This is a genomic window from Bradyrhizobium ottawaense (assembly GCF_900099825.1).
Classification (GTDB): Bacteria; Pseudomonadota; Alphaproteobacteria; order Rhizobiales; family Xanthobacteraceae; genus Bradyrhizobium; species Bradyrhizobium ottawaense_A.
Genome location: NZ_LT629693.1, coordinates 5589635 through 5602888 on the forward strand (window position 1 = coordinate 5589635; position 13254 = coordinate 5602888).

Sequence of the window (13254 nt, forward strand, 5' to 3'; positions counted from 1 at the left end):
GGCGTTGTCAGCCGTGCCGCTCGGTGATGGCCTTGCGGATCGCCGCGAGCGGCGCGGCATCGTCGAATTCGAGGTTCTCGCCCTGCAATCTCAGCCCGAGATCACGCCACAGCGCCGCGAGGTCGGGCGTTACCGGTTTAGGTCCCATCTCGTTGTGAAGACGCGTCAGCACGTCGACGCCGACCGCCTTGTCGGCGGTGGAAAGAACGCGATCCAGCGACCAATCCTTCTCGTGATTGCCGCCGGCCGACAGGACGCCGCGCATCGCATCCTGCAGGCCGAGGCGGTTGTCGGTCCGTTTGCGGATTTCGATATCGGCGAGCAGGCAGAACATCGCGCCGCCCCAATATTTGCGGCCCCAAGTGTCGGTATTGTCGAGGCCCTGGTCGCCGCTCTCCGGCAAGCCCTTGGGCATGTCGCGCATGATATCCCGCCAGACGGCGCGCGCCGACAAATCGCCGGCCTGCACCCGCGCGATTGGTTCGACATAGACGGCCAGGCCTTCCGACAACCAGTCATAGCGCTGGTCGAGATCGGGCAGGGCGGTATGCACCATCTCGTGCACCATGACCCAATCGCGCCGCAGCACATCCTCGGTGGAATCGCGGCCGAGTGGGATGCGGATGGCGGCGCCGCGATAGCCCCACGTGGTGCCGCCGCGTATGCGCGCGCCATCGATCGGCACCAGCAGCAATCTCAGCGAGCTGACGGGAAAACGTCCGTAATAGGTCGAGACCGCCTTGGCCGACATCCGGATCCAGTCCAGCACCTTTTCCTTCGGCAAAGCAATGTCACCGGGCGCGAACGCAACATGGATGGTGCCGCCTGCGATTTCGAGATCGGTCTTGGGCAGGGCGTCGAAGGCATCGTAGGGCATGCGATTGCCGCGCATATATTCCGATTGCGCGTCGGCGCGGAAGGATATGACGCTGGCCAGCATGGCCGCGATGACGGCGCCAGCCGCGATCCAGCGAAGGGCGGTGGCGTTCCTCATCGCGACGGGCTTTGCATCGTGGCGGGTTTCGGTTCGGCGGCAGGTGGCTTTGCGACGAAAGCGGCAACGTGCTCGTTGAGGTCGTCGAGCATGGCGGCCAGCAACATCTCGCCCTTGGCCGATGTCGCCAGCGTCGGATCGCCATAGCTGCCGGAACGGCTGTAGTTCGGCGAATTCGGATCCGACGGCGTCAGCGGACCCGGCGTGTCCTGGGTCATGGCCGGGCTCGCCTCGGCACGCGCCATATCGACAAGGTGCGGCGCCAGCGCCAGCATCAGCGAGGTCTCGAGCTCGTCGGCGTGGCTGCCGTGGCCCTGTTGCGCCAACCCTTTCGCAACACGGGGATAACGCGGGCCTCCGTGGGTCCACACATGCATCACGCGGCTGGTGTTCAGGCGCGCCAGCGCGCGATCGACCGGGGCCAGCGTGCTGATACCGGTATTGAGCACGAGCAGCTTTCCGCATCCGCCGCCGAGAATCCCTGCCGCGACTTCGTGCACGAGCGTCTCGAACGTCGCCGCCGACAGGCTGCTGCTTCCGGCATATTCGACGAAGGCCGGATAATGGCCGTAGGTCAGCGTCGGCCAGATCAGGGCGTCGACAGGTTCGGCAATCCTGGCGGCGAGCCATTCGGCCTGAAGGCGATCGGTATTGAGGGGAAGGTGGAAGCCGTGCTGCTTGGCGGCGGCACCGATCGGCAATATCGCTGCCGCGCCGTCACCGATACGACGGGCGACTTGCTGCCACGTCATTCGCTCGATGAAATGGCGATCGGTGTCCGCGCCCATGGCCGGCCTTTCATCTAAGCGCCGATGGAAACACCCGTCAAAAGTCCCGATGTAATCCAGCCGTGCAGATAGCCCGCGCCGCGCGCCGCCGCGCCATCGGGGTCGTCATAGGTCGCGAGCATTTCGCAGAGCACGCCGAACGGAACGCCGTTCGCGGCTTCATCCCACATCATCGCTTCCTCAGTCGAAAGCTCGCGGAACATCGGCGTCGTGTCCTGACGCCAGATCAAGAGGCGCGCGGGCTCTTCCAGCACGGCCGCGTCGGGCGGGGTCTCTTCGTTCTTGAGCGCCAGCCACACCGCAGACGCGTTGGTCGCGAGATCCAGCCTCGAGGCGCTGGGGTGCGGAACGAATTCGAGATCGGGCCAGGCTTCCGGCGAAAAGCCGGCCATGGCGGAAAGATCCACCACCGGGCCTTCCGCGGCGTCGAAGGCGTCGTTGAGGTTTTTTTCCAGCGCGGCGAGATCGGACAGCACGGGATGGTTTGAATAGGGCTCCGCCGATTTCAGGAAATCCGGCAGGCCTTGCGAGAACCAGCGCAGGTTCGGGTGCTCGGACGGGTGCGCCTTGACATAGGCATGCCCCATCTCGTCGAACATCTCATCGCCGAGATAGAGGTGCAGCAATCCGTGATCATTGCGCATCGCATCGACCAGCCGCGAGCCGTAGGCATAGCGATAGACGCCGAACAGCGTGTCGCGCTTTTCGCGGGGGCTATCGAGAATTTCTGATAGCACCGTATCGTCGTCGGTCAGGATGCCGCGCTGAAATTCAGCTTGCTGTCGCGCGAAATCGCTCATCCCGGATGGGTTACTCATCCTACATGCTTGCCCGTCGCCGGCAACACCTTGTCGGCGATCTCCCGGGTCCGGTTCACTTCCTCGAGCAATTCGGCAAGCGGCGGAATGTTGTCGTCGCGCTCGATCATGGTCGAGACCCGGCCGAACCGCTTCAGAGCCGCGACATAGAGATCCCAGACATCCTCGCACACCGGATGATCGTGGGTGTCGATGATATGGGTGCCCATATGGCTGTGGCCGGCCATATGGAACTGGACCACGCGATCCGCCGGAATTCCGTTGAGAAAGGTCAAGGGATCGTAGCCATGGTTGAAGGCGCTGACATAGACGTTGTTGATGTCGAACAGTAACCAGCAGCCGGAGCGGCGCGACAGTTCCGAAAGGAACTCCCATTCCGTCATTTCAGAATTGTTGAACTGGACGTAGGTCGAGACATTCTCGAGCACGAGCGCGCGGCCGAGCAAATCCTGGACCAGCTGAACGCGGCTGACGACGTGGTCGAGCGCTTCGGAGGTGTAGGGGATTGGCAGCAGATCGTGCAGGTTCTTGCCGTGCACGCCGGTCCAGCACAGATGGTCCGAAATCCATTTCGGCTCGACCCGCCTGGCGAGGTCTTTCAAGCCTTGCAGATATTCGAAATTGGGCGGCGCGGTGGAAGCGATCGACAGCGAGACGCCATGCATCACGACCGGATAGCGTTCGCGGATTAGGTCGAGCGTGCGCAGCGGCTGGCCGCCGGGGATCATGTAATTTTCGCTGATGACCTCGAACCAGTCGATGTCAGGATTTCCGTTGAGGATTTCGTCGTAATGCTGGTGGCGAAGCCCGAGACCGAAGCCAAGGAAGGCCGGCTTCGCCGTTTGCATCGGGCGGTCTGCAAGCGCCGCGGCCGAACTGTCTGGCAATCTGCTTGCGACGTTCATGTCGTCTCCGCTCGAACGGTACCGCCAAACGAACCGGGAGGTTCCAAAGCTGGCGATCAAATTACCACGGAAATGAGGCCCGGCCTACACCGGGCCTCGCTCCGGATCGCCGCAGCGTTACGCCGGTTCGAACTTGCCCTTGGCGGCGTCGCACTTTTCCTTGGTCATGGCCGAGAAGCCCTGACCCTTGCAGGCGTTCTGACCCTTGCAGGAATGGTTGCCGCCCTTGCAGGCGCTCTGGCCCTTGCAGGCGTTGGCGCCGATGCAGTGGCCTTCGCCGGCGGCATAGGACACGGTCGACATGGTGGCGCCGGCCAGGAACAGAGTGGCTGCAGCGGCGGCAATGGCGGCGCCGGACTTGGAAGTCATCTTCATGTTTATCCTCCAACAATTGTGTCGATGCATCGCCCGCGAGCGCGACCGTTTCGGCTCAAGAGTGCACCTGGTGAGAGCTACGCTTCCAATTTGTTTTGGTTACACGGCCAGCTTAATTTTTTTTAATCATCGGCCGCAACCCAGAGGGGCCCGGCATGAATGCCGAGCCCTGTTTTGCATTTGGCGATCAACCCTTGACGTAAGCGCCGCCCATGGCAGCGCACTTGCCGGGCGAGGTCATCGAGAAGCCGGTGCCCTTGCAGGCGTTCAGGCCCTTGCAGGAATTCGTACCGCCCTTGCAGGCGCTCTGGCCCTTGCAGGCGTTGCCGGCCATGCACTTGCCCTGCGCGGCGTTTGCCGGGCTCGACGTGGTGGTGGCGACTGCGCCGGCGAGGAACAGGGTAGCGGCGGCGGCTGCGAGCGTGGCGCCGGACTTGGAATTCAACTTCATGACGATCTCCTCGATGATTGTTTGAAGACAAAAGGTGACGCCGTGAGCATCCGATGATCTGGGATCATCCGAAGGATGACCCGAGGGATCACAGACCCGCACAACGCAGGGGAAGTATCGGAAAACAATCATACCGCGGTGGCGGCGCCGGAGGACGTCGTCTCCGTGGTCTGAGTGCTCATCCAGAGACAGCTACGGGGCATCGGGCGATTTGGTTACAGAGTTTCGAGAGAAAATTTTCTTTTTTTGCGATTGGACGACCCGTCCATGTCTAACCCCGCCACGTCGGCAGTATTTCGTTGCGCAGCCGGAACGCGTTCCGGCTGCGCAGAAATTGCGTCGTGCAGTCGATTAGGCAGCAGGTCTGACGATTTCGTTGCAATGCACAATGACGTTCAGTTCAGCGCCGCCCGTGTTGGCTTCAGCTTCGCCATCTGCTTCACCGTGGCCTGCAGTTCCTCGGCAGTGAACGAGGGGAACGAGCAGATACGGTTGCTGCAGGCAAAGGCTGCGGGTTCGCCGAGATCGGGATACTCGACGTCGGGATTGGGCAATTTGCCTTCGCGCAGATCCAGCCATTCGAGACGCTTGTACCGGGCCGGCAACGCGCGTGCGATGGCGTGCAAGGCCTGTGCCTTCGGATCGTCCTTGTGTCCGACGACAGTCATATGGGTCGGCTCGACCGCGAGTTCTTCGTCGGCGAGCAATACGCCGGGCAGGGGACGTATCATCTCGGCCGATGCGCTGGCGAGATAGCGCATCGCGTGTGAAGCCTGCTCGCGATAGCTCGCGTTGCCGTAGTAGCGATCGAGCAGGTTCATGAAGCGGGCAACCTGCACCTGATCGTCCATCAGCTTGGCAGGCTTGACGAACACACTGGTCTTGCCTTCCGACGTCTTCGACGTCAGGAAGCCGCCGGTGTCATCGCGGAAGGTTGCGACGAAATCGCCGGCCTTGGCGGCGGAAGTCAGCCAGTCGCGATTTCCGGTCGCGGCGTAAAGATCGAGGAAGGCCTGACCCATTGCCAGGGTGTCACCGAGGAACGGGCCGCCGCGATCCTTGTCGCCGTGGCGGAATCCGCCATTCTGCAGCGCGCGGTTGTCGATCACCCATTTCGCTGATCGGACCGCGATCTCAAGCGCCTTGGGATCGTTGGCGATGTCGTAGTAGGCCGCCAGTCCCGAGATCGCCCAGCCGTTTTCACGCGCGTACAAATTCTTGTCGATGCGCGGCATTCCCAATTTGCGACGATCGCCATCCGACAGCGCATAATATGTGTGGCCGTCCGTGTCGTGATCGAGATCGGCGTCCTGGCTGACATAGAATGCGCCGTCGGGGCTGGTCAGGAAGGCGGCGAGATAGCGTTCGATGTTGCGGGCGGCAGCGAGGTATTTCGGATCCTTCCACAGCGCATAGGCCTGGCTGTATTGCCGTAGGTATTGCGCCTGGAACGACATGATCTTCTCGAAATGCGGATGGCTCCAGGAGCCGGCCTCGGAGTACTGGAACACACCGCCCCAGACCGGATCGATCAGTGCTGTGGCGGCGTCCAGCGTCTGCCGGGCGCGCTTGACCGCGGTGGTGTCGCCGCTCTCGGCGCGGGTGACGGCGAGATCCAGGCTGTCGGCATCGATGTATTTCTGGCTATCGCCCCAGCCGCCAAGATTTTCCTCGTAGGATTCGTTGACGTTCTTCGTCAGCTCCGCGCGCTGTTCCTTGTTGAGGAAGGCGGAAGTCGATGGCTTGACCTCGAACGCTTCGCCGACGGACGGTCCCGGCGAGGGATCGTCGATAATGGCCTTGAGCAGCGCCTGCATCCGCTCCGGCTCGATATATCCCCTGATCTTGGCGATCTCGGTGCCATCGGGACCGAACACGATCGTCGCCGGCCAGCCCCAGTCGCCGTAGCGGCTGGACAGATCGGGGTTGGCGTCCTGGTCGACGCGGACCGGCAGATACTTCGAGGCGAGCAGTTCCTGAACCTGCGGGTTCGCATAGGTCGTCTTTTCCATGACGTGGCACCAGTGGCACCACACCGCTTCGAGATCGAGGATGACGAAGCGTTTCTCGGCCGTGGCGCGGGCGAACAACTCGTCGTCCCAGCCGCTCGATCTCGGCCCGCCTTCGGCAAACGAGGGCGACGCCGCAAACGCGGCAATGGCAAGTGTGGCAATGCGGAAGAGTTTCATGGCGGCTCCCGGAGCTGACGTTGAGAGAGCTACGGGCGCGGAAAAATCCAAGCTCACACTTTGCACGATGTCACGGGATCGTGAGATATGACTCAGGTCGATGCCTCGGGGTGCCCCGCAGCATCAACCAGCAGCCGATCCAGCGAGGCCTTGCCGGGACCGCAGATCGCGAGCCACATGAAGGCGGCGAAGTAGGTCATTTCCTCGAAACCGAGCAACGTTTCCAGCGAATCGACGTCGCCCCATTTTGCCGATTTGATCGCGACCAGCATGACCACCGCCAGCATCGCGGCCGGGATCCGGGTGAACAGGCCGAGGATCAGCATGGCGCCGCCGAAGCATTCCACGCCAGAGACAAACGGCGTGAGGATCTTGGGGAATGGAATCCCCCATCCGACGAAATTCTCGGTCACCTGCTCCAGGTTGGTGAGCTTGCCCCAGCCGGTCAGCATGAAGGTGTAGCCGACGATCAGCCGCATCAGCAGCGGTCCGGCCCAGGAAAAATACGACGCGATCCGTGCGGGCAACAGGATGAGAAGATTGACGATAAAATTCATGCGAACCCCCCTTCAAGTATCGAGACGTGAAACCGCGGCCTGCGGCCTCTTCGATCCAGCGCGAACGAAAATGCCGCGGCCGCGATCGCGGCAACCTGGTTCTGGCAGGAGTTTCGCAATGGCCGGGCCGCTTGTTACGGGGCCTTAGCCGAAATTTTGCAATGCGGGGAAAGTCTCCAGCAACCAGATGCTGATGCTGGAGACGGTGCCGGTCAAGAAGCCGATGCCGGTGATCACCATCAACACGCCCATGACGCGCTCGACGGTGTCGAGATGGCGCTTCATCCGCGCGAACAACGAGGAGAACTGCTCGATCATGAAGGCGGCCAGCAGGAACGGAATTCCGAGCCCGGCGGAGTAGACAGCCAGCAGTCCCGCGCCCTTGGTCACGGTAGCCTCGGCGGCGGCCATCGACAGGATCGCCGCCAGAATGGGACCGATGCAGGGGGTCCAGCCGAAGGCGAAGGCAAGCCCCATGACATAGGCGCCCCACAGCCCGACGGGTTTGGGCGCCGTCAGCCGTCCCTCGCGCATCAACAGCCCGATCCGGGTCAGCCCGAGGAAATGCAGGCCCATGATGATGATGACGATGCCGGCGACCACAGACAATTGGGCCGACCAGGCGCGGATGAAGCTGCCGACAAAGGAGGCGCTGGCGCCAAGCGCCACGAACACGGTGGAAAAGCCGAGCACGAACATCAGCGCCGAGGTCATCACCGCGCGCTTGGAGGCCTGGGTGGCTCCGTCATTGCTGACCTGCTCGATGGTCGCGCCGGTCAGATAGATCAGATAGGGCGGCACCAGCGGCAGCACGCAGGGCGACAGGAAGCTGACGAGACCGGCGATCAGGGCCGCCGGGATGGAAACATCGTGCATTGCATGACCTTCGAGAACTGCGGCCGAGAACTACGGCAGGGCATAGCGCCGTCTTGGCTTGTACGGAACAGGCAATCCAGAAGTTTCGTCGCCAACCGCTTCAACTCCGGTCACAGGGCCGTGTCCGGCACCCCGGGGATGCCGTGTCCGGCAGCCCGGGGATGCCGTGTCCGGCACCCCGGGATGGCGTAGATAGCGAAACAAAAGCTAGTATCGCTCCGTATTGCGGTCACGAGTCCGCCAACTGGGATACCCATGCGCATCGGCATCCGCAGCGCCATTTCCGCCCTGGTCCTGACGTCGATCGTCGTCAGCGCCGTCGGCGTGCATCTGTTGTGGTGGCGCACCGCCCAGCGGGTCAGCCAGACCCTGGCCGATACCATCAACGACCAGATCGTGTCCGCGGTCGGCGACGAACTGCAGTCGATCACGTCCGAAGCGCGGTCGTCGATGATGGCGGTGCGGACGCTGCTGCTCGGGAAGGTGTTCGACCCGCGCGACATGCGCAGACGCGAGTTCGTGTTCCAGTCGCAACTGCTGTCGCAGCCAACCATTTCCTGGGTGGCGTTCGCCTGGCCTGACGGATCGCTCTATGCCGGGCACAAGCTCGGCGACGCCGTGATCGAGATGATCGAGCTTGGCCCGAACCGCAAGATGCGGATCGACCGCTACGAATTCGTCGGCAACGACCTCCAGCTCAAGAACACCCGGCTCGAGGATACCGACTATTCCGTCATCAATCAGGAATGGTTTCGGGTCGCGATCGACACCAACGATGAACACTGGTCGACGTTTTCAGCGCTTCCCACCGGTCCGAGGCTGGCGGCGGCGTTCGCGGCGCCGATCGAGATCGACCAGAAGCCCGCCGGCGTCATCGCCATCATCATCGAGCTGACGCGGGTTTCGAATTTTCTGTCGCAACTCACGGTCGGGAAATCGGCCGGCGCGTTCATTCTCGAACGGGACGGCAATGTGGTCGCGGCTCCCGACCCCGAGGCCAACGAACTGAACGCGTTGAAAACCGATCATCCGTTGTTTCCGGTCGCGGTGGCCGCGATGCGAGAGGCTGGCGATGCCTATCAACCGGGCGAGGGCGAGCCCCTACACAGGCAGGTGACACGGGACGGAAAAGCCTATCAGGCGGTGCTGACGCCGATCTCGTTTCCGGGCTGGTCGCTGGTGACCGTGGTGCCCGAGTCGGAATTTCTCGGGCCGGTGCAGATGACCATCCGGAACTTGCTGATCGGCCTTGCGATCCTGATCGTGTGTGCCGGGCTGCTCTCGGCCTGGCTGGCGCAGCGCCTGATCGCCGCCCCCCTGATCAAGGTGGTGGGCGAGATCAGGCATGTCGAGCGCTTCGATCTCGACCGCGTGAAGCGGCATTCGTCGCGGCTGACCGAGATCGAGAATCTGTCCAGCGCCATCGGTGACATGGCGCAGGGGCTCGCCGCGTTCCGGAAATACATCCCGGCCGATCTGGTGAAGCGGCTGATCAGCGACGGCGACGGCGCGCGTCTCGGCGGCGCGGTGCGGCCGATGAGCGTGATGTTCATCGATCTCGCCGGCTTCACCGGCATGTCGGAGCGGCTCGGCGACCGCATCATTCCGCTGCTGTCGCGCTATTTCGACGCCGTCTCGGTGCAGATCCAGAATCAGGGCGGCACCATCGACAAGTTCATCGGCGACGCCGTGATGGCGTTTTGGGGTGCGCCGGCGCCCCATCCCGATCACGCCGTCGATTGCTGCCGCGCGGCGTTGGCATGTCGTAGGGCGGTCGAGGAGGCGGGTCTGGTCGATGATCACGGCCAGCCCATCAAGATCAGGATCGGCATCAATTCCGGCGACATGCTGGTCGGCAATATCGGATCGGAAGTCCGGCTCAACTACACCGTGATCGGCGACGCCGTGAACATTGCGAGCCGCCTCGAAGGCACCAACAAGGTCTATGGCTCCACCATCATCATCGGCCCGGAAACGCGCCGGCTGGCGGGGACAAGCATCGTCGTTCGCGAACTCGACCGGCTTGCAGTCTATGGACGCGCGGGCGGCCTGCAGATCTACGAATTGCTCGGCATGGCCGGCGCGTTGGATGGCGCGAGCGACTGGGTCAGCCGTTACGAGGCCGGACTTGCAGCCTGGCGCGCGCGCGATTTCACCGCCGCGATCGGTTCGTTCGAAAAGGTTCTGGAAATTCGCAAAGACGACGCAGCGTCGGCGCTGATGATCGAGCGTTGCCGGTATCAGATCGAAAATCCCTCCGCGGACGACTGGGACGGCACCAGCATCGCGCGAACGAAGTAGGCGGAGAGTGTTGGTGGTTGCTTAGTTAAGCAATGTGATTAAGCTGGTGGCACGTTCCGCCGCGCCAAGACGGCGGTACAACAAAAGCTCTCCCGGGAGGGGCATGATGAGATCGAAGCCGATCAATCGTCGCGTCGTTTTGCAATCGTCGGTGGCCGCGACCGCCTGGCTTGCCGCAGCGCCCGCCCTGATCGGGCGCGCAGAGGCCGCCACGCTGAAACTCAAATGTTCGTCGTCGCTGCCGAACGATCCCAAATACGCCAACGGCCGCGTCTACTATGACAATCTGGTCAAGAGCCTGAAAGCGAACGGGCTCGGCGAGCAGATCGAGGTCACGTTCTTCCCCGACAACCAGCTCGGTCAGGAAATCGACGTCATCAATTCGGTCAAGCTCGGTGTCATCGACCTGATGGTATCGGGCTCATCGATCTCGGCCAATCTGGTGCCCCTGGTCGGCACCTTCGACCTCGGTTATCTCTTCACCAGTTTTCCGCAGCAGACCAAGGCGTTCGACGCCGGCGCCGCCAAGCCGATCGAGGACGCCCTGCTCAAGGGCGCCAATATCCGCATCATCTCCTGGGCCTATAATTTCGGCTCCCGCAGCGTACTGGCGAAGAAGCCGGTGAAGGGCCCCGATGATCTGGCCGGGCTCAAGATCAGGACGCTTCCGAATCCCGTCATCACCGAATGCCTGCGCCTGATGGGCGCCGCCGCGACGCCGCTGGCGTTCGGCGAAATCTACACGGCGTTGCAGGCCGGCGTGCTCGACGGACTGGAGCATGATCCGCCGACCATCCTCGCCAGCAAGTTCTACGAGACCGCGAAGAACTACGCGCTGACCCAGCATAATTTCTCGCCGCTCGCGACCTATTTCAGCGACGCGACCTTCAACCGGATGGATCCCAAGCTGCGGGAAGGATTTCTCGACGCCGCCAAGAAGGCCGCTGTCGACACCCGCGCGCACGGTCTCGAGATGGAGAAGGAGGCGCTCAAGAACCTCGCCGACAAGGGCGTCACCATCGTCGAATGCGACAAGGAGGCGTTCCGCAAGCGGGTTGCTCCGCAGAGCGAGAATTTCATCAAGGCGCGCCCCGAGGCGAAGCCCGTGGTGGACATGATCCGCGCGACGCAGGCTTGAGGGTACACGAGATGTCAGTCGCCGCGCCCGCGTCAAGCGGCGGCCGGATCACGGCTCCACTTCTTCGGTTGAGCGACACGGTGGCGGCGATCCTGCTCGTTGCCGACCTCGTGGTCGTCTGCGTGTCGGTATTGCTGCGATTTCTGTTCAACGCGCCGGTCGAATGGGCCGACGACGTTGCCCGCGGCCTGATGGTCGGATCGAGCTTCTTCGGCGCGGCCAGCGCACTGGCCCGCGCCGAGAATCTCGGCGTCGCGTTCTTTGTCGACATGCTGCCGGTCGCGGCCAGGCGGGTGGTCGATTCGATCGGGGCGCTGCTGGTGACGGTGGTCGCGGCCTATGTTGCATTCAACGCCATCAAGATGGGCTGGCTGACCACCGGGCAGACCTCCGGCTCCGGCCTGCCGCTGGAATGGACGTTCTACCCGATGGGAGCTGGTGCACTGTTCATGACGGTGTTCGCCGCCGAGATTTTTTGTAAGCGTTCCGTTCGCGACATGATGGCCGGACTGTTGGCAACGGCCGTGATCGCCGGGCTCTACCTGGCCTGGGATTTTCTAAGCCCCGATTCGGTGCCGTCGTCGGGCACGCTGATGCTGGTCGGCTTCTTCATCACGCTGTTTGGCGGACTGCCGATCGGGTTCGCGCTGGCGCTGGCGGCGCTGATCTTCATCTGGGTCGAAGGCACGCTGCCAGGCGTCATCTTCGCCCAGCAGATGGCGCGCGGCATCGACAATTTCGTGCTGCTCGCGATCCCGTTTTTCATTCTGGTCGGCTACCTGATGGAAGCCAACGGCATGTCGGTGCGGCTGATCGAACTGCTGCAGCGCGCGGTGGGGCGCATGCGTGGTGGCCTTAACGTCGTCATGGTGATGTCGATGGTGCTGTTCTCGGGCATCTCCGGTTCCAAAATGGCTGATGTTGCTGCCGTGGGCTCGGTGCTGATTCCGGCGGCGCGGCGCTCGCGGCAGAACCCTGGCAGCGCCGTGGCATTGCTGGCGGCGTCGGCGGTGATGGCCGAAACCATTCCGCCCTGCATTAATCTGATCATCCTCGGCTTCGTCGCCAATCTGTCGATCGGCGGTCTATTTGTGGCCGGCCTGTTGCCCGCGGGATTGATGGCGCTGGCCCTGATCGTGCTGTGCATCATTCTCGGCAAGCGTCCCGAGCCCGTCGAGGACGCTGAGCCGCAGGTGCCGGTGTCGGGCCTGTGGAGCGGCGCGATCGCGTCGTTCGGGCTGATCTTCATGATCTTCTTCGGCTTCAAGACCGGCTTTGCGACCGCCACTGAAATCTCGGCCTTTGCCGCGGTCTATGCCATCGTGATCGGCAGCATCGTGTTCCGCGAGCTCAGTTTCAAGACCGCCGCGCACAGTTTCGTGCAATCGGCGACGCGGTCGGGGCTGGTGTTGTTCATCGTCGCCGCCGCGCAGTCGCTGGCCTTCATTCTGACGCTGCAGCAGGTGCCGCATGCGGTCGGCGACTTCATGCTGTCGCTGTCGGGATCGCACGGCGTCTGGCTGTTCATGCTGCTGTCGATCGTGGTGCTGATCGTGATGGGCTCGGTGCTGGAGGGGGCTGCGGCGCTGATCATCTTCGGGCCGCTGCTGCTGCCGGTCGCGGTCAAGCTCGGCATCGATCCCTTGCATTTCGGCGTCGTGCTGGTGATTTCGATGGGGCTCGGCCTGTTTGCGCCGCCGCTCGGCCTCGGGCTCTATGGCGCCTGCCTGATCGGCAACGTGCCAATTGAGCAGACCATCAAGCCGATCCTGGGCTATCTTGGCCTGCTGCTGCTGTGCCTGCTGGTGATCGCATTCGTGCCGGCGATCAGCACGGCGCTGCCGCGCGCTTTGGGGTATTGA

The 13254-nt window shown here is 62.9% G+C and carries 12 protein-coding genes; 3 read left to right on the top strand and 9 right to left on the bottom strand.

What is annotated here, in order from left to right:
- Window positions 1–7: 7 nt before the first annotated feature.
- The 9 genes from BLR13_RS26065 to BLR13_RS26105 all read right to left on the bottom strand — a co-directional run bounded on the left by BLR13_RS26065 (window position 8) and on the right by BLR13_RS26105 (window position 7953).
- Complete coding sequence (locus tag BLR13_RS26065) at window positions 8–994, bottom strand: hypothetical protein (protein ID WP_244524939.1); 987 nt, start codon at window positions 992–994, stop codon at window positions 8–10.
- A complete protein-coding gene (locus BLR13_RS26070; RefSeq protein ID WP_074817963.1) occupies window positions 991–1782 on the bottom strand; it encodes a creatininase family protein in 792 nt (263 codons plus the stop codon). Before BLR13_RS26070 ends, BLR13_RS26065 begins: the two co-directional genes overlap by 4 nt.
- A 14-nt stretch (window positions 1783–1796) precedes the next feature.
- Entirely contained in the window at window positions 1797–2600 is an 804-nt protein-coding gene (locus tag BLR13_RS26075; RefSeq protein ID WP_079585904.1) for an HvfC/BufC N-terminal domain-containing protein, read from the bottom strand.
- Entirely contained in the window at window positions 2597–3448 is an 852-nt protein-coding gene (gene bufB, locus BLR13_RS26080; RefSeq protein ID WP_074831101.1) for an MNIO family bufferin maturase, read from the bottom strand. The genes BLR13_RS26075 and bufB overlap by 4 nt, the downstream gene beginning before the upstream one ends.
- Window positions 3449–3622: 174 nt before the next feature.
- A complete protein-coding gene (gene bufA2 / locus BLR13_RS26085; protein WP_244524940.1) occupies window positions 3623–3880 on the bottom strand; it encodes a BufA2 family periplasmic bufferin-type metallophore in 258 nt (85 codons plus the stop codon).
- A gap of 187 nt (window positions 3881–4067) precedes the next feature.
- On the bottom strand, window positions 4068–4331 hold the full coding sequence (gene bufA2, locus BLR13_RS26090) for a BufA2 family periplasmic bufferin-type metallophore (RefSeq protein ID WP_074817960.1): 264 nt from the start codon (window positions 4329–4331) through the stop codon (window positions 4068–4070).
- A gap of 395 nt (window positions 4332–4726) precedes the next feature.
- Window positions 4727–6520 (bottom strand): thioredoxin domain-containing protein, encoded by a 1794-nt coding sequence (locus tag BLR13_RS26095; protein ID WP_074817958.1) that lies wholly within the window; start codon window positions 6518–6520, stop codon window positions 4727–4729.
- 92 nt (window positions 6521–6612) lie between these two features.
- Window positions 6613–7077 (bottom strand): DoxX family protein, encoded by a 465-nt coding sequence (locus BLR13_RS26100; protein ID WP_074817957.1) that lies wholly within the window; start codon window positions 7075–7077, stop codon window positions 6613–6615.
- A 144-nt stretch (window positions 7078–7221) separates the two neighbouring features.
- A complete protein-coding gene (locus BLR13_RS26105) occupies window positions 7222–7953 on the bottom strand; it encodes a cytochrome c biogenesis CcdA family protein (RefSeq protein WP_074817955.1) in 732 nt (243 codons plus the stop codon).
- Between the two features lie 255 nt (window positions 7954–8208).
- On the opposite strand from BLR13_RS26105, the gene BLR13_RS26110 reads away from it, so the two are divergent.
- The 3 genes from BLR13_RS26110 (at window position 8209) to BLR13_RS26120 (ending at window position 13254) form a co-directional block, all read left to right on the top strand.
- The gene (locus tag BLR13_RS26110; protein ID WP_074817952.1) at window positions 8209–10254 is read left to right on the top strand and encodes an adenylate/guanylate cyclase domain-containing protein; all 2046 of its coding nucleotides are present in this window, start codon (window positions 8209–8211) and stop codon (window positions 10252–10254) included.
- A 106-nt stretch (window positions 10255–10360) separates the two neighbouring features.
- Entirely contained in the window at window positions 10361–11392 is a 1032-nt protein-coding gene (locus tag BLR13_RS26115; protein ID WP_074831098.1) for a TRAP transporter substrate-binding protein, read from the top strand.
- A gap of 11 nt (window positions 11393–11403) precedes the next feature.
- Window positions 11404–13254, top strand: coding sequence for a TRAP transporter large permease (locus BLR13_RS26120; RefSeq protein WP_074817950.1), 1851 nt, complete (start codon window positions 11404–11406; stop codon window positions 13252–13254).

Excerpts from the sequence above, each read along its gene's own strand:
- BLR13_RS26065 (WP_244524939.1), bottom strand. The coding sequence starts at position 994 with ATGAGGAACGCCACCGCCCTTCGCTGGATCGCGGCTGGCGCCGTCATC.
- BLR13_RS26070 (WP_074817963.1), bottom strand. The coding sequence starts at position 1,782 with ATGGGCGCGGACACCGATCGCCATTTCATCGAGCGAATGACGTGGCAG.
- BLR13_RS26075 (WP_079585904.1), bottom strand. The coding sequence starts at position 2,600 with ATGAGTAACCCATCCGGGATGAGCGATTTCGCGCGACAGCAAGCTGAA.
- bufB (WP_074831101.1), bottom strand. The coding sequence starts at position 3,448 with ATGCAAACGGCGAAGCCGGCCTTCCTTGGCTTCGGTCTCGGGCTTCGC.
- bufA2 (WP_244524940.1), bottom strand. The coding sequence starts at position 3,880 with ATGAAGATGACTTCCAAGTCCGGCGCCGCCATTGCCGCCGCTGCAGCC.
- bufA2 (WP_074817960.1), bottom strand. The coding sequence starts at position 4,331 with ATGAAGTTGAATTCCAAGTCCGGCGCCACGCTCGCAGCCGCCGCCGCT.
- BLR13_RS26095 (WP_074817958.1), bottom strand. The coding sequence starts at position 6,520 with ATGAAACTCTTCCGCATTGCCACACTTGCCATTGCCGCGTTTGCGGCG.
- BLR13_RS26100 (WP_074817957.1), bottom strand. The coding sequence starts at position 7,077 with ATGAATTTTATCGTCAATCTTCTCATCCTGTTGCCCGCACGGATCGCG.
- BLR13_RS26105 (WP_074817955.1), bottom strand. The coding sequence starts at position 7,953 with ATGCACGATGTTTCCATCCCGGCGGCCCTGATCGCCGGTCTCGTCAGC.
- BLR13_RS26110 (WP_074817952.1), top strand. The coding sequence starts at position 8,209 with ATGCGCATCGGCATCCGCAGCGCCATTTCCGCCCTGGTCCTGACGTCG.
- BLR13_RS26115 (WP_074831098.1), top strand. The coding sequence starts at position 10,361 with ATGAGATCGAAGCCGATCAATCGTCGCGTCGTTTTGCAATCGTCGGTG.
- BLR13_RS26120 (WP_074817950.1), top strand. The coding sequence starts at position 11,404 with ATGTCAGTCGCCGCGCCCGCGTCAAGCGGCGGCCGGATCACGGCTCCA.